The sequence below is a fragment of the Ochrobactrum sp. EDr1-4 genome, assembly GCF_049199085.1.
Lineage (GTDB): Bacteria > Pseudomonadota > Alphaproteobacteria > Rhizobiales > Rhizobiaceae > Brucella.
Genome location: NZ_JBLZOF010000002.1, coordinates 792,562 through 816,795, shown reverse-complemented (window position 1 = coordinate 816,795; position 24,234 = coordinate 792,562). Strand labels below are relative to the sequence as shown.

Below are 24,234 nucleotides of genomic sequence, written 5' to 3'. Positions count from 1 at the left end.
GGCTAGCGCTCCACGCTTGCGTGAAACTGTCGTCCTGGCATGTTCATGCAAGTTTGGGGGGATATGATACTTATTCTATGTTGATGCTGTAGCCTAAAAAACGCTTGGAATCGATCGGATCGAAACCAAGTTTCTCTCGCAACTTCTTGCGCAGCTTGCTGATATGGCTTTCGACGACGTTTTCTTCGACTTCACTATCGAAAATGCCATAAATCGCGCTGAATATTTGCGATTTGTTCAGACGACGACCACGGTTGGCAATCAGGTATTCCAGAATGCGACGCTCGCGGCGCGGCAAGATAAAATCGGCACCACTAATTTGCGGATCGCGCCCGTCAGAGAAGACGGTGATTGGACCGAGAACTGTGCCATCATTTGTGCTAGAGCCTGACACACCAGCCCGGCGGCGTATGGCATTAATGCGGGCCAATATTTCGCGCACATGAACGGGTTTGCGCACAACATCGTCAACGCCTGATTGAAAAAGCTCTAGCGTATGTTCAAGTGAAGGGCGATCATTGACGGCGATAACGGGCGCTTTGCAACGCTCACGAATGCGGGATGGCAAACCATTTTGTCCAGCACATTCGCCAATCAGAAATGCTTCAACGGCCATGATGTCATGGTGGGGAACTGTTTCTACCCAATCGTTGAAATCAGATGGGCGAAAGCCAGTCGTGGAGATACCTTCACGACCAAACCAAGAGGAGTACCCCTCGGTCACAATATCCCGCTCATCTACAACTACGATCATCGGCCCGCCTTCCGAATCAATATGTTAACCCGTCTTTTACAGACCTAACTGGCGGGGGGAGTCAGCGACAATTACAACTACTAGCTACCAATAAATTGGGAGGTGAATTAGTTAGATTTAATATTGGGGGAATCGCTGAGATTGCATCTCATATGACATTACTGTGCGCAAAGCGTTAACAAATAGTTAACACGTCATTGAGTTTAACGATTCATTACAAGGGCTTGCGAATTTAATCGATATAATTGGACTAAAGGATAAGTGCACTCATAAGTTGTAAGCCTAAAGTTGATGCGATTACCCTGTTTGGTTGAGGCGCCTATTTTTTAGCGACCGCTTATCACCCCGCACAAAATTTTTTCGCCGGTTCTGTCCAGTTGCCGAAGCCTGTCGCGATCATATTCGTCATAACGCGGCAAACATATCGCTTCTGAGCCGGGTCATTATTCGGCCCTGCATGATAGCGCGCAACAGCCATTGTCCAGTTGCCCTCACGTTCGCGAAGGCGTTTTAAAAAACGCGCTGCATAATCGACATTCATTGATGGTTGCAGCATTGCAGCAACCGATGGGAAAGCCTCACTATGATAATAGTGATTGATCTGCATGCACCCCAAATCGATGAGCTTAACGCCGTGTGAATGCACTTCTTCAAAGCGCCTCAACGCAGCCGATTGTGACGTGAAAAATTCAGCACGGCCTTCGATATTCATTGCATAAGGCTGGAGCGAATTTTTTCGTCCCGTTTCCGTCAAACCGACGGCATAGAGTATCCCCAAAGGCACGTCATAACGGGCGGATGCGCGATGCATTTCCTGCTCGCAGACATTCTCAGCACGCGCTTGAGATGCTTCACACAACCAAACCGTTGCGGCGGCCGTTAGTAACAAGACCAGCTTCGTTAGCTGCCTCACTACTCCCACGACGCGCGTCGTAATCGCTACGCTCTTGTTGAGCGGAATGACCATTCTGCCTGCTTTCTCCGCCCAGAAACTGCGCTTGCGAACCACCCTGAGATCCGTTGCGGCCATCCATTCCACTTTGCATACCAAATCCTTGCTGACCCTGTTGGCCCTGGGATTGATTGCTTTGTTGCTGTGCTGCATTCTGGCTTGATGAGGATTGCTGCACATTGACCGCGCCTCGTTCAGCAACGCTGACGGTAATCTTTGAATCATCCGTCACTCCAGCGACTTTAAGTGCCTTTTCTATCATAGAGCGATCAGCAGCCAGCGCTTCAGCAGCGTGCGGCTTATCTGCAATCAAGTGCACTTCAATAGTGTCGGCAACCACGCGAATGCGTGCGGTTACCTGACCAAGATCAACGGGATCAAGCCTGATCTGCAATGTTTTAACCGCGCCAAAGCTTCGCTCAGAAATCACCTGAACATCATCAATGCGAACCGCAGCCTGAGGGCTTGTGGGCGCGGACTTCACCTCAAGCGGAACAGGAGCGCGCGATACCTGCGGCTGTTGTTGCACACCCATACGCTCCGACACGTTGCCCCCATCTGCGAAAGATGCAGCCACAGAGCTATTATCTGGCGCATCCGTTTGCTCTGCTGGCATGCCTTCTATCGGCGAAGCATCATTAAGAGCACCGTTGACTTGAGTTCTGTCTGGCGCACTTTCAGATCCCAACTTGGCATCGGTTTTATTCTGTGTGGCGGCAGCAGTGGCTGACTTTTTGCCAAAATCAGCCGCCAGCGAATTCATGCCAGAAGCAACAGCCTTTTCTTGCATATTCGTATTAGCCACATCAGCTATCGCCGTACCGCGAGACTCGCCTTCTGATCCAGAATGCATCGCCAGGAGAGCGTTAGTCTTGCTATCGCCAACGGCTTGTAACGCAGCGTCTTTGTCAGCATGTGCAGAGAAGTCTTTTGTCAGACTGAAAAGCGGTTGCGATATAAAATAGGTTTGTGACTGACGCGGGCTATCTGGGGAGGCAATATCGCTGTCATCCACCTCGCCTTCGTCATTCTGCTCTGATCGATCGGTCTCTTTGCTGTCTGATTTCTCCAGCAATGCACCAAACAGTTTTGCCGGATCAGACATTTCCTGATCAGCCGTGTCGATTTTACCGCTCTGAGCGGCAGTGCTTTTTGTCGGTGATGATACGCGCCCGCCCGCTCCGGTCAAAATATCCATGCTCATTGAACGTTCTTTCCCAGCAAAGCATCTATTTCTGCAATCTTGTTGCGCGCATCTTCCAAGGTCTTTTGAAGATCATCTTCTGATTGCTTGGGCGCGGGTGCCCAACCCGCATTCGCAGAGGGTGTTGGCTGCGCACGAACCACCGTTTCAGAAGGCAGCTTATCATCAGCAACGGGCATTACGGGAACGGTGGTTAATTTTGTAGTTTCCGCTTCCTCATTATCCGCATCAGGCTTGCGCGTTACCACTGAGCCAATCGCTTTCGCTGCATTTAACAACTTACGGTCTCGCTCCTGCAAACGGTCTGGCGAAATCTGTGAAAGCTCATTCAAGGCGACCCCGGCCTCATTGGAGGCGACCCCACTTGCAGCCGCATAAAGATTAGCCCGGCTCGGGTCGTCCTTGAGCATATCTGCAAATTTCTGTGCCTTTGCCGACATGAACCGCGCACGTTCTGTCTGTCCGTCAACCAGTGCTCCGCGCGCGAGTTGCAGATAAAGCGAATATTGCATAACCGGATCAGCAGTTCCAACCAGCTTGACCAATTCAGCATTGTCGATGCGATCATTCAATTTCAGCGCCGCATCAATAAATTGTTGCATGAAATCGCGCATATAGGGCGAGCGGGGAAAGCGTTGCAGATAGTTCCTCGACAGAAGCCTGACTTTATCGGCATCACCAAGCTTTGCTGCAATCGGCATAGATCTGCGGATCGCAGCCTCTTCAAAGAGCGTCCCGGGGCTGCTAAGCCTCACCTGATCCAATCGCTGTAAAGCCGTGGCAGCATCAAATGCTGCCATCTGATTGGCCGTAACCAAAACGATAGAAGCTTTAAGTTCAACCGGAACATCGGCAGCAAGTGGCACTGAAAAAAGTTTTACCACTTCAATATTTTGCCCGGAAGCATAGGCCAAAGCGCCCTTAACGAGTTCAGCCGGAACCACACCATCCTTCGTACCAGAAAGGACCGTGCGTACAGCGCCCGGATTACCACCATTAAACAGGTAGATAATAGCAGCATAGATATTTTCTGGCTTTTCCCAGAAGGCGTCGGGAGCACGCTGCATATCCGCGCTGACAAAGCTGAGAAGCCTGTTGAGCATCACAACGGCTTCAGGCTTGCCTGTGACAAGCTGATCCTGAAGCATGCGCAGAGAACGAACGAGCTTATAAGGCTCAAGCACCGGAAACTGCGGCTGTTCAGCATTGGGCGCGCTTTTTGCCGATGTGATCACTGCGCCAGACAGCAGTGGCAATCCCACAAGCATCGCCAGTCCAGTGCGAACAATGATCTTCTTCATGGATTAGACTTGAGAAAAATATCGATGCGTCGATTTTCAGCGGCGTTCGGGTCGCTCACATTTTTCGGCTGCCGATCAGCATATCCCTCGACACGCAGCACACGTTTCTCATCAAGCCCTCCACGGACCAGCATGTAATAAGCCATTTGTGCCCGTGCTGAAGAAAGCCGCCAGTTATCATAGCTCGCGCTCTTGAACGGTCGTGCATCGGTATGACCGCTGATAATGACCTCACCCGGCTGACGGGAGATCACCTGTGCAATGCGCTCGATTATGGCCACGACGCGTGCATCAGGCTTTGCAGAGCCAATTGTGAACATGCCAAAATCAATCTTGTCAGTCAGCTGGATCATCACGCCACCATCCACTGGCACGACGCTGACATCGGGCATCGGCTCAGTTTTCTGAGTGTCACCCTCCGCTTTTGATGTATCCCCGGTCGCTGCTTGCTTTAATTCGGCAATAAGCTCTTCCTGACTTTCTGCTGGCTTTTCTTCAACCTCTGCATCCGCTGTTTTTTCTGGCGGCGTGGCAGGTGTTGCTTCCGGCTGGGTCAGCGTTTCCGCAGCTTTGCTAGACCAATAATCAGGGCTAAACGGATCTCGATAAGCGTCACCGCCATCCGAGCCAGTTTGTGGTCCGGATTGCGCAATGCCGCCCTCGCCTTTGGCAGACTGATTTTGCAAAACACCCGTTTCATGGGCAAGTTCAGAAAGTACAGCGTAAGGTTCGCGGAACATCCGGCTTTCTTCCTGCTGGCTCACCGCATTTGACGAGGTTTCATTGATAACCTTCGTGCTATCATCCACCTTCTGGTCACTATCGAAACGCACACGGCCTTCCTGTTGGTCAACATCCTGCACGCCTTTCGGGCTGGAATGTCGATCCATCAGCTTAACCGGATTAAAATAGCTGGCGACAGCCGCCTTACTTTCCTCGTTAGCAGCATTGATAAGCCACATAACAAGAAAGAAGGCCATCATAGCCGTCATGAAGTCGGCATAGGCGATTTTCCAGACGCCACCATGATGTCCGTCATCATCGTCCCGATTACCGCGACGCACAATGATGATCTCGCGCTTAGTCTCCGGATCAATGCTCATCGGACGGTTGCCTTTAACTCTTCAAGAATTGGAGCAATACGTGTTTCAAGCACCCGTTCTCCAAATGAAAATGAAACTTCGCTGGATGTGTTCTCAATGAACTGGCAGCCATAAGGCAATAGATCGGCGTGGTGACGCAATGGTTCCAGCAAATGCACGGGACCATGAATTTCAGGCGCTTCGCCTTCGAGTGCAAGCTTACTAATGCGTCGCGCAAATTCCAGAACAGCATCTTGCTCGAGTTTCTCAGCATAAAGAAAACCAAGAATTTCTGACATTTGCTGCGATAAATTACGTTCAAGCAAAGTCATACCTTGCGTCAGCCCAACTGCCAGAAGGGTTGCTTGTTCACGAGAAAATCCGGCGCGCAGTGTTTCAATTTCAGCCTCATGCTCGCGCAGTAGGCGTGCCTTTTCCGCCGCATAAAGCGCTTCCGCCTCCCTGTGTCCGTCTTCACGCCCGCTCTCAAACGCCAAACGCTTTTCTTCCTCAAAAGCGAGGATCTGAGCAATTTCGGCCTGCTCATCTTTAAACGGCTTATCTGCGAGAGGTTTTGACGACAAATCAACGCGCGGGTCTGCAACCAACGGCGCCCTTGCAACCGGGGCCGCGATAATTTCAATCACCTCATCGTCGATATGATGTGTTGAAAAATCAGGCAAATAGCGGCTAAGCGCGAGCGTGTTCATCGTCAGGCTGCCTCAAGCTCCGGCATTGCGGCACGCCCTGTTTGACTCGCTTGCTGATGGGAAGATGTTTCATGAATCCACTGCTTGAGAACAGCTGCCACTCGTTCTTCATCCATTTCAATCATCTGCTCAAGGCGCAGCTTTGCAGGCATACGCATGCGCTGGCGCAGATCACTAAGGCTGCTCTTCATTTGATCGGCGTAGGCTTCTGGCCCACCAATGACAGCCTTTGTCGATTCAGAACTCACGAGATTATGCGTGTCGGCAACAAAATTCGGGACTGCCACCTCGGCCGGCTCACGGATTGCAACTTCCGTTCCAGCCGGCTTAGCACTTGTTTCACGCAAAAGCGGACGAAGGCCAAACCAGATCAGCAATGCGACTGCACCGAGGATTGCAAGCGCATTCACATAGGACCCGCTTTGACGCAGCAGCGTATCTGACCATGGCGTTGAAACCGGCTCCATATCGGCACCGGAAGCATTCATGAAATTGACCGCCGTAACATTGATAACATCACCGCGATCCAGATTAAGCCCAGCTGCCGTGGCGACCAGATCGCGTATTTTTGTGATCTGCTGGTCAACAAAATCGGCTGGTGGCGGTGTTGTCCCAGCGGTTGCGAGCAAACGCGCCTGATCAATTACGACTGCAATCGAAAGCCGCTTGACGGAATAACCATCGCTGACTGTCGATACAGTCTTGGTGTTCATCTCGTAATTGGTGAGTTCCTCGCGGCGATCCGTCTTCTCAGTCGAACTTTCACCGTTGCGGCTCGCTATTTCCTCCTGCGGAATATTTTGCTCGACGCCAGCGGCATTATCACTACGTGAATTACGGTTATCGCCGCTTTCACGCACAACGCGCACTGAGCGCTCTACACGCGATTCAGGATCAAAGCTCGTTTCATTGGTCTGGCGACGGTCTGTATCAAGCGAAGCCTGAACGCTGGTCTGGAAATGACCAATGCCAAGATAGGGTGCCAACGCTTTGCGGATGCTTTCGTCGACATTGCCCGCAACCTGCTGTTCAAGCGAGGCGGTCATCAATGCTGCACCATTCGCGGCTTCACCCGCAGATGCGAGAAGACGTCCATTGGTATCGAGAACAGTTACATCCGATGCGGCAAGTGCCGGGACAGCCGCAGCCACGAGCTGGCGGATCGACTGTGCGGATTCGGCTGCAAAACCACCCTCCGCACGAATAACAACAGAAGCCGACGGCTTCTGATCACCACGGCGGAACGAACCTTTTTCTGCAAGAACAATATGAACACGTGCGGCCTTCACACCGCGAATAGCCTGAATGGTGCGGGCGATCTCGCCTTCAAGCGCCCGCACATGGGTAATTTCCTGCATAAATGACGTGAGGCCAAGAGACCCCATATTATCAAACAGTTCGTAACCGGCATTGTTCGACGTTGGCAGGCCTTTTTCAGCCAGATACATACGCGCCTGTTCAGCTTTGCCAATTGGCACCAGAATGGATGAGCCGTCCGATTTCACATCAAAGGCAATTCCCGCTTCGCCAAGCGCCAGACCCATACGGTTCACGTCATCACGCGAAAGGCCCACATAAAGCGTCTCATAGGAAGGGCGGCTGAGATAAAAGCTGGTGTAGAGGATCGTGCCCATCAGCGCAGCACCGACAAGTCCGAGCGCTATAAGTTTTCGCGCGCCAAGCTTGCCGAGCGTTCCCCTAAGCTGTTCGATCAATTGTTGGAAATTCTGCTGCATTCACACCACCGCCATCCTGATGAACGCAAAATAGATCGCGAAGCTTGCGCGAAAGTGGCGGCGGGAAATGCAGAGCCGCAAAAGAGAGGGGCGCGGAATAAATCCCGCGCCCCTGACTGTAAATTATATAGACGAGCTGATTAGCCGCGGAACAGCGACATGATCGACTGGCTCGACGAGTTAGCGATCGAGAGAGCCTGCACACCAAGCTGCTGCTGAACCTGAAGAGCCGACAAACGAGCCGATTCCTTGTTCATGTCAGCATCAACCAATGCGCCAACGCCCTTTTCCACCGAGTCAGAAAGCTTCGAAATGAAGCTCTTCTGGGTGTCGATACGTGCCTTAGCAGCACCAAGCGTAGCCGCACCAGTGGTGAGTTCCGACAGAGCCGTTTCAACTGCGTCAAGTGCAGTCTTGATGCCAGCGTCATCGACGCGTGTCGTCGAAGGATCGAAGAAGGTTGTGGCGACCAGACCACCAGCAATACCACCTGTACCGTCGGCAGCTGCAAAAACCTGTACGTCAGCAGCGGCAACGTCAACAGTGTCGATCGTTACAGTGGTGCCAGTACGGTTGTAAGATGCGACAACCTTAAGATCATCCGAACCATCAGTGTTCGCAGCACTTACGAGCAGGTTCGAGCCAGCGTAGTTCGCGTTGCTGGCCGACGACTTGATCTGCGACTGGATGGCTTTAAGTTCCGTTGCGACCTTCTGCTGGTCTTCAAGGCTTGCGCCCTGCGCGCTAACCAGAAGCGACTTCATCTTGTCAACCTGGTCCTTGATGTCGTTGATTGCAGTGTATGCAGTGTCAACCTTGCCAGCGCCGAGGCCGAGAGCGTCCTGAACAGCCGAGTTGGCCTTGTTATCGGACTTCATCGAAGTTGCGATCGACCAGTAAGAAGCGTTGTCAGCAGCTTCACCGATACGAAGGCCGGTCGAGATGCGGTTCTGCGTGGTTTCCAGCGACTTGTTGGTCGACGAAAGTGTCTGGAGAGCGGTCAGAGCCGACGAATTTGTAAGAATGCTAGACATTGTAGTGCCCCTTGTAAAAAAACAGGATGAGGGACAGGCCGGATTCAAAAATTACCGGCATGGTGGAGCGGCATCATGCCTGTCACCGCGAAACGCGCGGGACCCATCATGCCATCACTACTATGCGGCAATTGTTAACAGAATATTAATATGCTGGTCCGCATTTTAACGGATCGCGTATTTTCCCAAAAAAATGCTAGGAAAATGATCGTATCAGGCTTCCGACCAGAATATTCCAGCCATCAATCAACACGAAAAACAGGATTTTAAACGGCAGTGATATAACGGTTGGCGGCAGCATCATCATGCCCATCGACATGGTCAGCGTTGCCACAACAAGATCAATCACAAGAAACGGCAGCACAATCAGGAAGCCGATTTCAAACCCACGGCGTAATTCCGAGATCATGAAAGCCGGAACCAGCACGCGAAAATCAACAATACCATCCTCGCCCGTGCGGAATGAAGGTTCTGCAAGGTCTTCAAATAGCCGCAAGTCCTTGTCGCGGACCTGGCCCATCATGAAATCGCGAAACGGTGACGAAATTTCCTTGAACGCCACTTCCTGCGTAATTTCATTGCGCATCAGCGGCTCAACGCCATTGTTCCACGCCCGGTCAAAAACCGGTGCCATCACATAAAACGTCATGAAAAGCGCAAGCGAAATCATCACCATGCTGGCAGGGGCTGTTTGCAAGCCAAGGCCAGAACGCAATAGTGAGAACGCAATGGCAAAGCGCGTGAAGCTCGTCACCATAATCAGCAGGCCCGGCGCAATTGAAAGCACCGTAAGTAAGCCAAATAGCTGAACGATCTGACCGCTTGCAGCACCACTGCCCGCAGGCAACAGGTTTTCAAGTGACAAGCCCTGCTGAGCATGGGCCGAAACAGTAAAGACAAGCGTCAGGAGAGCGCCAAGACCAAGAGCTTTTTTCATTCAACGACCAATGTCGAAATAAAGATGCGCTCGACTGCGCCTTCGGATCGCAGACGCGCCCGTTCTTCAAGATCGGCGCGCAAATAGGCAAGACCTGCCGCGCCTTGCAATTGCATCAGATTAACACTGCGCAGGAATGCAACAAAATCATCACCGATACTGGCAGCCATGTCCGCCGGAATCTCACGACCAGGCTTAGCAACAAGCGATGCTTCAAGGCGCACCCATGTGTTTTGCGGGATGCCAAGATTGGTGACAATCGGCTGCAATGGCACCACAGTTCCAATGCTGCGCGATTCAAATTCGCCCTGCTTTGGCTTGTCTTCCTTGCCGCTGGCAGGTGCATTTGCCTTCTGTCCGGCAGAAATTATCTCTCCCAGATACCAGCCACCACCGCCCGCAATAGCAGTGAGTATCGCTACCGCAGCCAAAAGGCCCATCATAGACCCTTTTGACTTACTATCTTTCTGAGAGGAGGTGTCGCTCATGCTCATTGGCTTTAGAACGGAGAAATCTGGTCGAGAATTTGCTGACCATAAGGCGGCTGCTGAATTTCGCTCAAGCGTCCGCGACCACCGTAAGAAATGCGTGCCTCAGCGATCTTGTCATACGAGATCGTATTGGAACCCGAAATATCGCGCGGCCGCACAACCCCGACCACGTTGAGCACGCGCAATTCATTGTTCACGCGGACTTCCTGCGAACCGCGAATGATCAGGTTCCCGTTTGGAAGTGTGTCGGTGACAATGGCTGCGATCTGAAGACGAATATCCTCGCTGCGCTCAATCGTGCCCTTACCTTTAGAGGTACTGTTGGAACGTGTGTTGACCGAAGCATCCATTTCACCACCGCCAAAAGCGCCCGACAGGCTGCTGGTATCAAACGATGCGCCAGCGCCATAAAGACCTTTGGAAATGCGCTCGCGATCCGTCTTGTTATCCATATTGGCGCGATCATTGATCGAGATGATCACGGTCAGCACATCGCCGGGTTCCTGCGCGCGCGGATCTTTGAAAAAATTCGTCGAGCGCTGGTCCCATAGCGAATAGGACGCCTTGCTCGGTCGAACCGGATAGCCGCTATATTGCGGATTGTTCTGCACACCAAGATTAGCCGCAACAGGTGAAAGATCAGGCGCACGGCCAATCTCTTCCGGTTTAGTGGCACAACCGGCCACCAGAACCATCAGCAAAGCGGCAAACGGAGCTTTGTTCATGCTTGTTTTCATTGCACGCTACTCCCGTTTTCTGCCTGCGCGCGCTGCTCCCGTTTGGGCGGCGCTGCTACGGCAGTGCGCTGCGATCCAACAATAACGCGCGCAAGTTTAGCAGCCTTTTCTGGCGGCATTTCATTGAGGATAATGCTCGAAACACGCGGATTGAGCTTGAGGATCAATGCCGCCGCCGCTTCATCGCCAATCAGTGACATCTGCGCTGCCGCCGCATCCGGTTTCATTTTCGATATAATATCGACCAGCGAATCCTGCGCCTTGTTTACGAAGTCATCACGGCGCTTAAGCCACATTTCATACTCTTTGCGCTTTTCTTCCAGCGCAAGCATCCGCTTTTCAACGTCTGCCTTCAGTTCTGCAAGTTGCTTAGCTTGAAGCGCATAGCGTGCATCTGAAGCCTGATTATCGAGATTTCCGCAAAACTTGCGAATCTCATCAAGATTCCCGACAGGCGCAGATGCAAGTTGCTGGGTGATCGGAGCCTGCTGCTCAACAGGCTGCGGTGGCAGAGGTTGCTGTGCAAATGCTGCAAAAGCTGAGCCAAAAAGCAGCGTGATCGCAAAACCATAGCGGGTCAGATTTTTTTCCACCATCATTGCACCACCAATTCGGCATGAAGTGCACCCGACGTCTTAATCGCCTGAAGGATTGCTATGATGCCGTTTGGCTTCACACCCATCTGGTTGAGACCCTTCACGAGATTTTCGAGATTGGCTCCCGTCAGGATACCAATCTTAGCATCGGCCTGATTGACGGCGATTTCTGTGTTTGGCTCGACTTCTGTTTCGCCATAGCTGAACGGATCAGGCTGTACCACCATCGGTGTTTCCGTCACACGAACGGTCAGACTGCCATGGCTGATAGCGACTTTGGAGATACGCACTTTGTCACCGATAACCACGGTACCTGTGCGCTCATCGACCACAACGCGCGCAACTTCATCGGTTACAATCGGCAGACCTTCGAGTTCAGCAAGAAACCGAGCAGGCGGCACATTCTTCGGGCGTGTAATGCGGATGGTTTTGGAATCGCGCGCAAGGGCTACGCCGCGTCCATAACGACGCTTTGCAAAAATATTGATCGTGTCAGCCGTGCGCACCGCGGTCGTAAAGTCCGCATCGCGCAGTTCAACAATCATTTCGGCATCCTTGCCGAAATTGCCTGCGACCTCGCGTTCAACCAGCGCACCATTCGGAATACGACCCGATGTCGGCACACCCTGAACAACGCTTGCTGCCTGACCTTCCGCAGAAAAGCCGGAGACAATCATACTGCCCTGAGCGACCGCATAGACCTGATTGTCAGCACCCTGCAACGGCGTCATCACCAGCGTACCGCCCTGAAGCGAGGTCGCATCACCGAGCGAAGATACTGTCACATCAATGCGTGATCCGGCACCGGAGAACGGCGGCAGATTGGCGGTCACAATCACCGCAGCCGTGTTCTTGGCGCGTGTGGAGTTGCGTGGTGCGTTGATGCCAAGATTTTCGAGCATGGCGCGCATCGACTGCTCAGTGAAAGGCGAGTTGCGCAGGCTGTCGCCCGTGCCATTCAGGCCAATAACCAGACCATAGCCTACGAGCTGGTTTTCACGAACGCCTTGAATAGTGGCGATATCTTTCAGGCGTGCAACCGCACTGCCTCGGCCAAGATCGGCATAGGCCATCTTCGATGGATCGCCACCCGAGCCAAGCCAATCCGCATCCGCGTCAACCGCAGAGCCAAATTCACGCGCATTTTTAGAGGCTTCATCGGCAAATACACTCATTGGCTGAACCAAGAGTGTGAGGCAGGCAATCAGTGTGGTGACGTATTTTCTCACTGCATCCCCACTTGAATCCGACCATCTGCAAGCACGGTTCCCGATACAATCAGGCCGCTATCGGCATTGCGAATTTTAATGAAGTCGCCAACAGCACCCGATTCGAGCGGCGTGCCGGTTGCTGTAATGGTCAGCGGGCCGGATGTGAAAACCATCAAGGCTGGTACGCCGCGCGTAACCAGCGACGGCTCTGACAGAGCCGCAATCAAAATAGGCTTGCCGGAAATCAGGGTTCTGCGAGCAACCTTGCCAGTGACTTGCTCAGGCGAGAGCACATATTGTCTGGCGGCAGGCGGACTGATGTAGAATTTCTTCTCCACAAGCGAAACATCGCTTACAACCTGACCGGGATAGACGGTTGTTGACGGCACGAAGAAAGCCATGCGTTCGGCAGCGTTGGCAACCGGAGCGCTCAATATCACAAAAGCGGCGAGGATTGCCGCGCTTGTGTTTCGAATAGCTTGCTTCACGCGCATCATCATCCCACTCACCATCAGCGCATATTCTTGGACACAGTTGCAGCCATTTCGTCCGCAGCCTGAATGACTTTTGAGTTCATTTCATAGGCGCGCTGAGCCGAAATCAGATCGGTGATTTCCTTCACCGGATCGACGTTAGATGCTTCCAGATAACCTTGTTTGACGGTGCCAAAGCCCGGGTCGCCGGGGCTGCCCGCAATCGGTCCGCCCGATGCTTCGGTCTCACGATAGAGATTGCCGCCAAGTGGCTCAAGTCCTGCTTCATTGGTGAAGTTAGCCAGTGCTAAACGACCAATTGCCGGTCCGATTTCAATGCCAGCATTTCCCTGAACCTTGGCAAAAATCTCGCCGGAATCATTGACCACGACTTCAATCGTATTGGCCGGAATGGTAATATCAGGCTGAACGAGATTGCCGTCCATCGTGACCATCTGGCCATCAGCATTTGTATTGAATGCACCCGCGCGCGTATAAAGCGTTTCGCCGGTCGGGCTTTGGATCTGAAACCAGCCTTTACCCGTCAGCGCCAGATCAAGTGGATTGCCTGTCTGGTTGAAGCTGCCCTGCATATGCACATTTCGCACCGCAGCCGTCTGAACGCCAAGACCAACCAGCGCGCCTTCTGGCACAACCGCCTGATTGGCCTGACTGGGAACACCGGCAGAGCGCTCAGCCTGATAAAGCAGATCAGAAAATTCGGCGCGCGCACGCTTAAAACCAGTCGTGTTGATATTGGCAATATTATTGGCAATCACTTCCAGATTAAGCTGCTGGGCATTCATGCCTGTTGCTGCAATCGTCAGGGCTTTCATAGCGCGTCCTTAACTCCGTTATGCTGATCTGATCAGGCTCTGATCAAATTGGCATGCGGTTGATTTCGAGATAGGCCTGTACGATCTTGTCGCGGATCGCGATTGCTGTTTGCAGCGAGCGCTCCGCTTCCATAACCGAGTTTACAACGTCGCTCACAGGTGCATCACCTTTGATGCCCTGAATCGAGGTTGCTTCTGCTGCCTGTAATTTCTGACCGACTGAGTCCGTCATCTGCGAAAGCACATCACCAAAAGATGCACCCGGCGCGGTTGGGACAGCTTGCGGAGCCTGCGTGGAACCGACATTATTCTGCGCAACCGTTTCAGTGAGGCGCGACAGAGCATTGCGTGCCGAAATGCTCATGATTGAGTCGTACATTATGTGTTCCTCATCAGATCGATGGTCATTGAGATCAATTCACGCGCCTGCTTGACGACTTGTAGATTGGCTTCATATGAACGGTTTGCTTCACGCATATCCGCCATTTCGACGACCATATTGACGTTAGGGTATTGGACATAGCCACGTGCATCCGCCGCCGGATGGCTTGGATCATATTGCTCAACAAAGGGCGAAATATCGTGACCGATTTCGGTTACGCGAACCTGCGCCGCACCCGTCGTCTGTTCCAGCTCCGTGCGAAACGAAACTGTTTTACGGCGGTATGGGTCAGCATCGGCGGTCTTTGCCGTTGATTGTGCATTCGCAATATTTTCGGAAACAATGCGCAGTCGGGTCGACTGTGCCGACAGACCGGAGGCGGCAATCTTTAACGTATTTTGCAAAGCGTCAGATGACATGGATTATCCCTTTGCAACCGACAGCATCATGCGATGAAACGCTTTGACGATGCTTGTGTTGAGCGAATAATCCCGCGAGATTTCACCGGCCTTCATCATTTCCTGCTCAACATCAACGGTGTTGCCGGAATGGGTCTGCTCAGTGATGCTTTCAGGACGCAAACGCGCGCCAGCGATGCCGTTGGCTTCGACTTCCAAATGCTGTGCATTGGTTGCAGCCATAGTGAGCTGGGTTTTGCTCAGCACATCCGCGAAAGGCTGGACATCGCGCGCTCGAAAATCCGGAGTATTGGCGTTAGCAACATTTCCAGCAACCGTTGCCTGTCTTACTGACAACCATTGTGCCTGCCTTGCCGCCAAATCTAGCAGATGGATTGAGCTCATGATATTTCCCGCGAGTGTCCCGCATTTACCTTCGATTAACTTAAAGGTCGGAACTTGCGTCAAGCTTGCGCTGAGTAAACTTTAAAAAGATATCCTCTATCGACGCATATCAATCACGCCGCCTGTAGACGTCGTGAGCTGCCAATTGCCGCCGCTCTGGCCGCGCCGGATCGAAACAAGACGGCTCCCATCGGGTAAAAGTGAGCCTTTTTCCACAAACCAATAGCCTGATATGTCCTCGATCATTGCCATACTGCCAACAACTTCGCGTAACGCGAAAACTGGCTTTGGCAATGGCTTGCCCTCACTGCTTCCCTCACCGCCCTGCCCATCAGTAGCGCCCGGCAATCCCTTACCATTCGACATAATCGAACCGGTTTTCATCGTGTCGATGCCCTCATTTGACGCCGCTTCTTCATTTGGGCGAAATGAGGGAAAATGACGAACCGTCTTTTGATCCGTTCTGTTGAGAGGATCGGTAATCTTGGTATCATTCTTCTTTGAAAGACTAAGATCGACACGCTGCAAATAAGTAACCACCGGAAGCATGGCACAGACCACCGCAAGGGCGATTGCACTGACTTTCAGATAGTGGTCCACCTGACTTTGCGGCTTCTTCTCAGTATTTTGCAAGGTCGCAGCTTCCACCTCAGCGGCAAGCTTGGCCAGAACCTGATCCTCTTTATTTTTGTTAAAGCCCTTCATAGCGCCTTATGCCTGCTTCTCGCCGCGCAAAGCAGCGGCAAGGTCTAAATATGGATCATCGGATACGTTTGTTTCTGGCGATTGTTGCAGCGCTTCGTAAACTCTCGGCACCAGATCAACAGCCTGATCAAGCAGGCCGTCATTGCCTTTTTGATAAGCGCCAATCGCGCGAAGATCGCGGGTTTCCTCAAACCGCGCTACCATCGCCCGCAATTGACCTGCAAGCTTGCGCTGGTCGGCAGACCAGTTGTGCTTTGCAAGGCGCGACACCGACGCAGGAATATCGACCGCTGGAAAGCGACCCTGCGCTGCAATAGCCCGGTCAAGCACGATATGGCCATCGAGCGTGCCGCGAATGGTATCGGACACCGGATCATTATGATCATCGCCATCCACCAGCACCGAATAAATGCCGGTTATGCTCCCACCCGCATCGCTCACGCCGGGACCAGCGCGCTCGAGCAGGCGTGGCAACTGACTAAATACGCTTGGCGGATAACCACGCGAAACGGGCGGCTCTTCAGCCGCAATTGCCACCTCACGCGCTGCATGCGCAAAGCGTGTGACGGAATCGACAATCAACAGCACATTCTGACCAAGGTCACGAAAATATTCGGCAATTGCCGTTGCGGTATTGGGTGCAAGTCGACGCATCATTGGGCTTTCATCGCCCGTTGCAACAACCGTTACAGTCTTATCGAGATGCCCGGCCATTGTTTCTTCGAGCATCTCGCGCACTTCGCGACCGCGCTCACCGGTTAGTGCCAGTACTACCGTGTCAAAATCCGCAGCACGCGTCATCATAGCGAGCAGCGTGGATTTACCCACACCTGAACCCGCAAAAATGCCAATACGCTGGCCAAAACAAAGCGGTGTGAAAATATCAATGACATTGACGCCGGTCCGAAGACCACGATCCACACGCGAACGGCGCAAGGCTGCCGGTGCCAGATTTTCGCAAGCCATCGCGTGAGCACCGGGCTGCATAGCCCCTTTTCCATCAACCGCTTCGCCAAGGGCGTTGATCACCCGCCCCCGCCATTCTGGCGAAGGACAAATACGCAGCGGCCCTTCCTCGAAAACAGCTGCTCCCAAAGCAGGTATGATCCGATCATCGAAGGGCTTTACCAGCACTTGACGATCCGCCACGCGAATGATTTCTGCGCGGCTTTGACCGCTATCTGCACGAATGGCAACCACATCACCAAGGTGCGCTTTTCGTGAGAGTCCACGAACCGCAATCGCAGAACGCGACACATCGCTCACCGTACCACCAAGACCGGTAAGTGGTCTCGGTGCAAATGCCTGCTGGCGAACTAAAGCAGCAAGACGTGTGAGCGGCAGATCAGCTATCATCCGTTTTTGGAGCCCAGTGTTTTAATCGCTTCAGCGACGGTGCGTTCTTGCTGGCTCAACAGATTATTGACCTGCTCAAAAGCACGGCTGACACTGATTAATCGAGTCATTTCGGACATGGCATCGACATTGGAGCCTTCGATCATACCCTGCACCAGTCCCACACTGTTACTATCAACAACCGGAACAGCTGGCTTATCTGAAACGACGCCGGAATTGCCCGCATATTTCAGTTCAGCATCTTTAGGAATAGAATAGAGACCAATCTGGCCGATTTGCGCGCCATTCTGATAGATAGCGCCATCGCTTGAAATCTTTGGAGCACCGGCATTCGCGTCGAGCATAATGGGCGCGCCGCCCACATCGAGAACAGCGTTACCCATCACTGAAACGAGTTCGCCCGTCGCCATCATTTTCATGCGACCGTCGCGCGTGTAGACCTGGCCTTGCGGGGTAGAAAGCGCCATCCAGACGTCGCCTTTTACGGCAACATCAAGTGGGTTATCGGTCTTAATCATTGGACCGGCTTCGGTGCGAATATAGCTTTTACCCGCACTTGCAAAACTCACCGCATCATTGGTCTTGCCTGAAACGATCGATTCAAACTTGGTGCCCTCGCCGCGAAAGCCAACAGTAGAGACGTTGGCGACATTATGCGCGATAGCATCCATGCGCCGCTCAAGCGTAACCAGCGAAGACAAGCCAACATAGATCGAGTTATTCTGCATCGGTCAGCGTCCGCCCGGCCTAAAATTTTGCAAGGTGCTTAAAATATCCATCGAAATGCCAACCGATGATGTTCCCCCCAATAGCAGCGAAGCGATCGATGCGGGCGAACTGCTGGTCGGGTTGTTCATTTCATACATAGCCGTGAAACGGGAAATGAACTTTGACACATAATCGGGATCAGACATCTTATCGAAATCGATCCGCTCTTCGATCATCTTTGCCTGTTTATCGATATCCGCATTAGACATAGAAGCAGGCCAGCCAAAAGTTGCCTGCACCATCGACAACAATGCTTTATCGCCAAGGATTTCATAGGCATTGGTCAGGGTCGATGCTTTGCGCTCAAAATACAACGCCAAACGCACGCCTTCGTTCTGGCTACCAGCGTCGCTCTCAAGCGTCTGGCGCATATATTTATCAATGACGCCCTGCTGTGCGGCAGTAGCTTCAGTCGCCTTGTCGCCCTTAGCGGCAAAATCAAAGGTAGTCGCAAATTCCTTGTAGCGCTTATCGGTTAGCTTGTTGGCCATGGCATCATCACTGACAACACCTTCGGTCAGGATTTTGCGAACGAAGGCCTTAGCATAAGCCATATCTTCAAGGCCGTAAGCCTTCATCGCATAATTGAACAATCGTGTATCCGACATGAAATCATCAATCGATTTCACATTGCCAATGTTCTCTTTGTAGTAGGCGGTTTCGCGCTCAACCACAGGTTCTTTCGATACGCGCTGCAATGACCGCGTCATGTCAGACGCTATCAGACGATAACTTGTCATCGTATCGACCATTGGCAAAGACCCCCTGCTGGTGTTTGGCTCTTTATGAAAGCTCAAGCTTGTCCGAAGCTGATTTCACACCGTGCCTGATGGCAAGCTTCGCGCAAGGCGACGACCATAGAGTGCATTTAAAGAAATTTTATTTTGGGGTTTTAAGCTTTGGGTATTCTCATCGGCCTTGCCATCACACTCGGTTGTATGCTGGGCGGCTTTATCGCTATGGGCGGTCACGTCAGTGTGCTTATCCAGCCGTGGGAATTCGTCATCATTCTGGGTGCTGCTCTTGGCACGTTCTTCGTCGCCAATCCTTTATCGCTGGTAAAGGACACAGGCCGTGCCTGTATGGAAGCATTTACCAATAAAGTCCCAAAACAACGCGATTATCTCGACGTTCTTGGTGTGCTCTATAGCCTGATGCGCGAACTGCGCGCTAAATCGCGCAATGAAGTTGAGGTTCATATCGACAACCCAAAAGAATCTCCCATTTTTCAGGCTTACCCCAGCATCATGAAAAATGAAGATCTGATGCATTTCATCTGCGACTATTGCCGTCTGATCATCGTCGGAAATGTTCGTCCGCATGAAATCGAAGCTCTTATGGACGAAGAAATTCACACAATCTCCCGCGACCGCCTCAAGCCCTATCAGGCAATGGTCAGCATTTCCGAAGCGCTGCCAGCTCTTGGTATTGTTGCCGCTGTTCTGGGTGTTATCAAGGCCATGGGCGCGCTCAACCAGTCGCCAGAAGTGCTTGGCGGTCTGATTGGTGCCGCACTTGTTGGTACATTTGCCGGTATCTTCTTTTCTTATGGCGTCGTCACGCCGATTGCTACGAAAATCAAAATGACGCGCGAGAAGAACAATCGGCTCTATGTTGTCGTGAAGCAAACCCTTCTGGCCTACATGAACGGTTCGCTGCCACAAATTGCTCTGGAATATGGTCGCAAGACAATTTCGGCCTATGAGCGTCCAAGCATTGATGTAGTTGAACAAGAAACAATGTCGAGCACACCGCTCCAGCAGGCGGCGTGACATGACGGGCTTCAGCCAAAGCCGCAAGAGTGATGTCCTTGCTGACAACCTGCTCCGAGCAGCAGGACTTTCCGGCGACGATTTAAAGTCACTCGCGCATGTTTTTAAAGATGCATCCCTGCATTTTTGCTCTCACCTTGCAGAAGGCTCGGCTGCCGCATTTTCCTCCGATGCAGGTTCTGTCGACATAACCGACAATGACAGACTAAGCCAGATCCTTGAGCAGGCAGCGATCATCGCGCCTTTGAAAGCCGATAATTGGGGTTGCTCGCTCTTTGTAACAGCGGATTCGACACTGGTCTTTGCGGTTATTGAGGCCATGTTTGGTGCACAGGGCAATCTGGGAAGCACTGACCTTGAACGTCCCTTCGGTATGATGGAGCGCAAGGTTTCGGGTGTTATTGCATCTTACTTCGCTAAGGCTCTCGATCAGGTTTTCACGGGCAATGGCAATTCAGTTTTCACAGCTGGGGAATGTCTTGATACCGCGGATTTCAACCGTGATGATCTGGATCAGTCCCGCCTTTTCAATTGCCAGATAGAAGTGGCTGCGGCAGGCAAGACTGGCTTTATACATCTTTTGCTGCCACGCAGCAGCCATAAGCCGATGCAGGATGCTGTTACAGCGTTTCTGCGCCGCCCGGTCAATCAAGCCGACCCGGCATGGGCAAAGAGGATGCGACAGGAAGTCAGCCGTGCTCGCATTGATCTGGAGGCCTTCATTCAGCAAGGCAGCCTGACCCTTGATGCACTTTCCCGGCTTGAAGTCGGTCAGGTGCTCAAATTGCCAGCCGACGCGATGGAACAAGTGCGCCTGCGTGCGGGCACCCAGCAACTTTTCAAATGCTCACTCGGCAAGTCCGGCATTCATTTTACAGTCAAGATTGGCGATCCTGTCGATCAGGAAGAGGATTTTATCGATGAGCTTGTTGCTGGCTAACATTCTTTCAACACTCATGGCCCTCGCTTCACTTGGTGCGCTGATTGTGGTTGGACGCAAAGCAAACGAAACCATTAAGCTCGGCAAACTGTTGACGCTGCGCGTTGCCGCCGCATCCAACGGGCTTGAGCGGGTCGCAAAATCATTGCGCAGCCAGCGAACAGATCTGACTGACGAAACAGCACGTCTTGAGGCACGCCTTGGCGAAACCGCACGTGTGCGCCGTGAGATGGATGAGGCTATTGAAGAGCTGAACCGCCTGCGCAAGGCGCTGACCCGCGATATTCGACATGCGCGCAATGTTTCAGAGCTATCTATTCGCAAAGAAAATGCGACGCCTGAACACACCACTATGCAGGCACCGATTGAAAAGAAAGCTCTGCCAGTTTTTGTGCGCCGCGCAGTGAAGAAGGCAACCATTGAAATCGCAGGTCAAGCGTGACGAGCAAAAGCATGAATAGCGGCAGCAAGGAACAGAAGATGCAGCACGAACTTGACGAAGCAATTGAAGAGCTGCGCGAAGACAAGCCCCGCGCTGCCAAGGCGGGTGGTTCCAAGCCCAATCTCGAACTCATCATGGGTATTCCCGTCGATGTTCAGGTGGTTCTGGGGGGCACAACCATGCCAGTCGCCAACCTTATGAAACTTGGACGCGGTGCTGTTATCACCCTTGATAAGCAGATCGGTGATCCAGTCGACATCGTCGTCAACGGACGTGTCATTGCGCGCGGCGAAGTGATCGTTCTTGAAGACGATTCTTCACGTTTTGGCGTCAGCCTCACCGAAATTATCGGCAAGTAACGGATTCATCATGGCCGACAATGAACAGCAAAAGTCTTCCGACGATAGCGCAAGCGGACTGATCGATACACTTTCAGGCCCGCAAAAGGCGGCTGCAATTCTTGTCGCCATCGGACGCCCGTCGGCCTCAAAACTGCTCAAGCATTTTAATTCTGATGATCTGCGCAAGCTTGCGGGGCACGCACGGACACTTGATCCAATTGCTCCGGTAGACTTTGAACTGCTGGTCAAGCAGTTTGAAGATTCATTTGCGGAAGGCGCACCGGTATCTGAGGCGGCACAACGCTTTGAAGGGTTGCTGCGCGAAGCGTTGCCGCAGGAAGAAGCGGACGCCGTGTTTGAAGAGCGTGTTCAGCCGCAGCTCGTGCAGGAATCCGTTTGGGTTCAGATCACACGTCTGTCCGTTGAGAACTTACAGGATTATCTTGCGGACCAGCATCCGCAGATCATCGCCTATATCGTTTCCAAACTTCCATCCGACATGGCTGCGCGCATCTTCGTGGGCCTGCCGCCACAATTGCGTGGCGCGGTCGTGCAGCGTTCGCTTCACATTGGCAATGTTGCGCCTGCCGCTTCCGAGCTTCTGGAAGATGTTTTGCGACGCGATCTTCTAGGTCGCAGCGATACTGGACCGGTTAAAGCGCATCACGGACAGATCGCCAATATATTCAATCAGCTCGACCGTCAGGAGATGGAAGAGCTCATGGCAAGCCTTAAAGACCTCAGCCATGACGATGTAGCGCGCATTCAAGCCAAGCTTTTCAGCTTTGAAAATATTGAACGCCTTTCGCAACGTGCCCGGCTTCTGCTGTTTGATGAAGTCCAGACGGAGCAGATCGCGACAGCGCTACGCGGCGCAGATGCGTCACTGCAGGAAACGATCCTCTCGTCATTGTCCGCACGTGGTCGCCGTATGGTCGAAAGCGAGCTCACCACAGAACAAGGCAATATAACGAGCCAAAATATAACCGATGCGCGTCGCGCGATTGCTCGTATCGCAATCGATTTGTCGGAACGCGGCATTATTACGCTTGAATCAGACGAATAAGGCCCACTTAGCCCATGTCTGATGATACCGACAAAGAGAGCAAAACCGAGGAAGCAACCGAGAAGAAAATTCGGGATGCCATTGAAAAAGGCAACATGCCGTTTTCGCGGGAAATCCCCGCTTTTGCCGGTTTTGCCTCATTTCTTGTCATTGCCGTCTTCATAGCCGCTCCCGCGACGGCAAAGCTCACTGCATTTTTGCGTGAACTCATTGATCGTCCGCAGGATTGGCTACTCAACAGTGCAGAAGATGCCAGCCAGCTTTTCACGCTCGCGGCACTGGCTATTGGTCTGGCATTGGTGCCAGTCTTTATTATCATTCCGCTTGCCGGGATAGCCGCTTCCGCTTTTCAGAATGCTCCGAGCATGGTGGGTGAGCGTATTCGCCCGCAGGCCTCACGCATATCGCTTATCAAAGGTTGGCAGCGGATTTTCGGACGATCAGGTCAGGTCGAGTTTCTAAAGTCTCTGGCAAAATTCACCGCAGCAAGCGTAATAGTCTTCTTCGTCTTCTTCAAGGGCAACGATCTCTTCACACAAGCCATCGCGACCGACCCTCGCGGCCTGCCAGAGTTTTTACGCGAAAACCTCGTTCGGTTGCTGGTGGCAAATCTCTTAGCAATTGCAGCGATTGCCGCATTCGACCTTGCATGGTCGCGCATTCATTGGAAACAAGAACTGCGCATGACCAAACAAGAGGTAAAAGACGAACTCAAACAATCCGAAGGCGATCCACTGGTAAAGGGCCGGCTACGCTCGCTCGCTCGTGATCGCGCCCGCCGCCGCATGATAAGCGCTGTACCAACAGCAACGCTGATCGTCGCCAACCCAACGCATTTCTCCGTTGCCTTGCGCTATAAGCCCAATGAAGACGCTGCCCCTATTGTCGTTGCCAAAGGTCAGGACCTGATTGCATTGAAGATTAGAGAAATTGCAACGGCAAATTCTATCCCTGTATTTGAAGACGTTCCGCTGGCGCGTGCTCTTTACAAACAAGTCAATGTTGATCAAATGATTGCACCAGAATTTTATAAGGCCGTCGCTGAACTTATTCGTGTTATAAATACTCGACGAACAATAAATTGAACAATTTTTCAATGAAATCATTATTCACTAATATAGTATATCTCAATTCTTCAATACTGGTGATAACACGATGAAAAGCATGCAGTTTTCAAATGAACGTGAAGCGATAATAGCACGCAATATCCGTGACGTTGTTGCAGATCTTCGTCTTGTTGATCCAGCAGATTATATTGCATTCATCAGATGCGAATTGCTTGCCAATATTGCCGACATCGTCAATTCCGCGACAGAACTTTACTTTTATCCCGGCACGCTCACCCTTGGTCATGGCTGCGACTTTGTTTGCGACTGGTTCAGCAACCCATCCGTTACTCTGGACATGGAATTCCGCAACAAGGGTGTCTATGCTTATTTCCGCCTCACTCTTTCCGGTAAGACCGCAAGCGTAGAACTCAACCATATCGTCTTTGACAACCCGGATGAGAACCCGACGCACAACACAGCCCGACTGGCTGACGCAATCGATGATGCAAAGCTTTCCTTGCGCAAAATTGCCTAGCGATGGCCGATAATAAGCGTA

28 protein-coding genes and 1 pseudogene are annotated in these 24,234 nt (G+C 52.3%); 7 read left to right on the top strand and 22 right to left on the bottom strand.

Going from position 1 to position 24,234, the window contains the following annotated elements; translation table 11 throughout:
* Nucleotides 1-70: 70 nt before the first annotated feature.
* The 22 genes and pseudogenes from ftcR to ACOZHT_RS10030 all read right to left on the bottom strand — a co-directional run bounded on the left by ftcR (nt 71) and on the right by ACOZHT_RS10030 (nt 18,820).
* On the bottom strand, nt 71-754 hold the full coding sequence (gene ftcR, locus ACOZHT_RS10135) for a flagellar transcriptional regulator FtcR (RefSeq protein WP_339512979.1): 684 nt from the start codon (nt 752-754) through the stop codon (nt 71-73).
* 340 nt (nt 755-1,094) lie between these two features.
* A complete protein-coding gene (locus tag ACOZHT_RS10130) occupies nt 1,095-1,565 on the bottom strand; it encodes a transglycosylase SLT domain-containing protein (protein WP_339512981.1) in 471 nt (156 codons plus the stop codon).
* A 40-nt stretch (nt 1,566-1,605) separates the two neighbouring features.
* Nucleotides 1,606-2,910 carry a flagellar hook-length control protein FliK gene (locus tag ACOZHT_RS10125; RefSeq protein WP_339512983.1) on the bottom strand — a complete coding sequence of 435 codons (1,305 nt, stop codon included), beginning with the start codon at nt 2,908-2,910 and terminating at the stop codon, nt 1,606-1,608.
* Nucleotides 2,907-4,103: pseudogene (locus tag ACOZHT_RS10120) on the bottom strand (chemotaxis protein); the annotation flags it as partial. The gene ACOZHT_RS10125 and the pseudogene ACOZHT_RS10120, both read right to left, overlap by 4 nt.
* 104 nt (nt 4,104-4,207) lie before the next feature.
* Nucleotides 4,208-5,314 (bottom strand): flagellar motor protein MotB, encoded by a 1,107-nt coding sequence (locus ACOZHT_RS10115; protein ID WP_339512987.1) that lies wholly within the window; start codon nt 5,312-5,314, stop codon nt 4,208-4,210.
* Entirely contained in the window at nt 5,311-6,003 is a 693-nt protein-coding gene (locus ACOZHT_RS10110; RefSeq protein WP_339512989.1) for a hypothetical protein, read from the bottom strand. Before ACOZHT_RS10110 ends, ACOZHT_RS10115 begins: the two co-directional genes overlap by 4 nt.
* 2 nt (nt 6,004-6,005) lie before the next feature.
* The gene (gene fliF / locus ACOZHT_RS10105) at nt 6,006-7,739 is read right to left on the bottom strand and encodes a flagellar basal-body MS-ring/collar protein FliF (RefSeq protein ID WP_421565666.1); all 1,734 of its coding nucleotides are present in this window, start codon (nt 7,737-7,739) and stop codon (nt 6,006-6,008) included.
* A gap of 140 nt (nt 7,740-7,879) precedes the next feature.
* Nucleotides 7,880-8,773 carry a flagellin gene (locus ACOZHT_RS10100; RefSeq protein ID WP_339512993.1) on the bottom strand — a complete coding sequence of 298 codons (894 nt, stop codon included), beginning with the start codon at nt 8,771-8,773 and terminating at the stop codon, nt 7,880-7,882.
* Between the two features lie 196 nt (nt 8,774-8,969).
* Nucleotides 8,970-9,710, bottom strand: coding sequence for a flagellar type III secretion system pore protein FliP (gene fliP, locus ACOZHT_RS10095; protein WP_339512995.1), 741 nt, complete (start codon nt 9,708-9,710; stop codon nt 8,970-8,972).
* Nucleotides 9,707-10,198: a flagellar basal body-associated FliL family protein gene (locus tag ACOZHT_RS10090; RefSeq protein ID WP_339512997.1), complete on the bottom strand. Its 492-nt coding sequence runs from the start codon at nt 10,196-10,198 to the stop codon at nt 9,707-9,709. The genes fliP and ACOZHT_RS10090 overlap by 4 nt, the downstream gene beginning before the upstream one ends.
* A gap of 11 nt (nt 10,199-10,209) precedes the next feature.
* A complete protein-coding gene (flgH, locus tag ACOZHT_RS10085; protein WP_339512999.1) occupies nt 10,210-10,938 on the bottom strand; it encodes a flagellar basal body L-ring protein FlgH in 729 nt (242 codons plus the stop codon).
* Complete coding sequence (locus tag ACOZHT_RS10080) at nt 10,935-11,537, bottom strand: MotE family protein (protein WP_339513001.1); 603 nt, start codon at nt 11,535-11,537, stop codon at nt 10,935-10,937. Before ACOZHT_RS10080 ends, flgH begins: the two co-directional genes overlap by 4 nt.
* The gene (locus ACOZHT_RS10075; RefSeq protein ID WP_339513088.1) at nt 11,534-12,709 is read right to left on the bottom strand and encodes a flagellar basal body P-ring protein FlgI; all 1,176 of its coding nucleotides are present in this window, start codon (nt 12,707-12,709) and stop codon (nt 11,534-11,536) included. The genes ACOZHT_RS10080 and ACOZHT_RS10075 overlap by 4 nt, the downstream gene beginning before the upstream one ends.
* Nucleotides 12,710-12,759: 50 nt before the next feature.
* On the bottom strand, nt 12,760-13,242 hold the full coding sequence (gene flgA, locus ACOZHT_RS10070) for a flagellar basal body P-ring formation chaperone FlgA (protein WP_421565701.1): 483 nt from the start codon (nt 13,240-13,242) through the stop codon (nt 12,760-12,762).
* Nucleotides 13,243-13,256: 14 nt separating this feature from the next.
* Nucleotides 13,257-14,054 (bottom strand): flagellar basal-body rod protein FlgG, encoded by a 798-nt coding sequence (gene flgG / locus ACOZHT_RS10065; RefSeq protein ID WP_339513003.1) that lies wholly within the window; start codon nt 14,052-14,054, stop codon nt 13,257-13,259.
* A 43-nt stretch (nt 14,055-14,097) separates the two neighbouring features.
* Nucleotides 14,098-14,433 carry a flagellar hook-basal body complex protein FliE gene (locus tag ACOZHT_RS10060; protein ID WP_339513004.1) on the bottom strand — a complete coding sequence of 112 codons (336 nt, stop codon included), beginning with the start codon at nt 14,431-14,433 and terminating at the stop codon, nt 14,098-14,100.
* Nucleotides 14,433-14,855 carry a flagellar basal body rod protein FlgC gene (flgC, locus tag ACOZHT_RS10055; RefSeq protein ID WP_310013654.1) on the bottom strand — a complete coding sequence of 141 codons (423 nt, stop codon included), beginning with the start codon at nt 14,853-14,855 and terminating at the stop codon, nt 14,433-14,435. Before flgC ends, ACOZHT_RS10060 begins: the two co-directional genes overlap by 1 nt.
* Before the next feature lie 3 nt (nt 14,856-14,858).
* Nucleotides 14,859-15,239 (bottom strand): flagellar basal body rod protein FlgB, encoded by a 381-nt coding sequence (gene flgB / locus ACOZHT_RS10050; protein WP_339513007.1) that lies wholly within the window; start codon nt 15,237-15,239, stop codon nt 14,859-14,861.
* Between the two features lie 96 nt (nt 15,240-15,335).
* A complete protein-coding gene (locus tag ACOZHT_RS10045; RefSeq protein WP_339513009.1) occupies nt 15,336-15,944 on the bottom strand; it encodes a hypothetical protein in 609 nt (202 codons plus the stop codon).
* 6 nt (nt 15,945-15,950) lie between these two features.
* Nucleotides 15,951-17,300: a flagellar protein export ATPase FliI gene (gene fliI, locus ACOZHT_RS10040; protein ID WP_339513011.1), complete on the bottom strand. Its 1,350-nt coding sequence runs from the start codon at nt 17,298-17,300 to the stop codon at nt 15,951-15,953.
* The gene (flgF, locus tag ACOZHT_RS10035; RefSeq protein WP_421565665.1) at nt 17,297-18,028 is read right to left on the bottom strand and encodes a flagellar basal-body rod protein FlgF; all 732 of its coding nucleotides are present in this window, start codon (nt 18,026-18,028) and stop codon (nt 17,297-17,299) included. Before flgF ends, fliI begins: the two co-directional genes overlap by 4 nt.
* 3 nt (nt 18,029-18,031) lie before the next feature.
* Nucleotides 18,032-18,820 (bottom strand): DUF1217 domain-containing protein, encoded by a 789-nt coding sequence (locus ACOZHT_RS10030; RefSeq protein WP_339513015.1) that lies wholly within the window; start codon nt 18,818-18,820, stop codon nt 18,032-18,034.
* A 147-nt stretch (nt 18,821-18,967) separates the two neighbouring features.
* Here ACOZHT_RS10030 and motA point away from each other — a divergent pair, with 147 nt between their 5' ends.
* From motA to ACOZHT_RS09995, 7 genes are all read left to right on the top strand, one after another.
* Nucleotides 18,968-19,840 carry a flagellar motor stator protein MotA gene (gene motA, locus ACOZHT_RS10025; RefSeq protein ID WP_339513016.1) on the top strand — a complete coding sequence of 291 codons (873 nt, stop codon included), beginning with the start codon at nt 18,968-18,970 and terminating at the stop codon, nt 19,838-19,840.
* Nucleotide 19,841: 1 nt separating this feature from the next.
* Nucleotides 19,842-20,780: a FliM/FliN family flagellar motor switch protein gene (locus ACOZHT_RS10020; RefSeq protein ID WP_339513017.1), complete on the top strand. Its 939-nt coding sequence runs from the start codon at nt 19,842-19,844 to the stop codon at nt 20,778-20,780.
* Nucleotides 20,761-21,222: a BAB2_0123 family type IV secretion system effector gene (locus ACOZHT_RS10015; RefSeq protein ID WP_339513019.1), complete on the top strand. Its 462-nt coding sequence runs from the start codon at nt 20,761-20,763 to the stop codon at nt 21,220-21,222. The genes ACOZHT_RS10020 and ACOZHT_RS10015 overlap by 20 nt, the downstream gene beginning before the upstream one ends.
* 11 nt (nt 21,223-21,233) lie before the next feature.
* Nucleotides 21,234-21,581 (top strand): flagellar motor switch protein FliN, encoded by a 348-nt coding sequence (fliN, locus tag ACOZHT_RS10010; RefSeq protein ID WP_339513021.1) that lies wholly within the window; start codon nt 21,234-21,236, stop codon nt 21,579-21,581.
* A 10-nt stretch (nt 21,582-21,591) separates the two neighbouring features.
* Nucleotides 21,592-22,629 carry a flagellar motor switch protein FliG gene (locus ACOZHT_RS10005; protein ID WP_339513023.1) on the top strand — a complete coding sequence of 346 codons (1,038 nt, stop codon included), beginning with the start codon at nt 21,592-21,594 and terminating at the stop codon, nt 22,627-22,629.
* Nucleotides 22,630-22,643: 14 nt separating this feature from the next.
* Entirely contained in the window at nt 22,644-23,714 is a 1,071-nt protein-coding gene (flhB, locus tag ACOZHT_RS10000) for a flagellar biosynthesis protein FlhB (RefSeq protein ID WP_339513025.1), read from the top strand.
* A gap of 70 nt (nt 23,715-23,784) precedes the next feature.
* A complete protein-coding gene (locus tag ACOZHT_RS09995) occupies nt 23,785-24,213 on the top strand; it encodes a hypothetical protein (protein ID WP_339513027.1) in 429 nt (142 codons plus the stop codon).
* Nucleotides 24,214-24,234 lie beyond the last annotated feature (21 nt).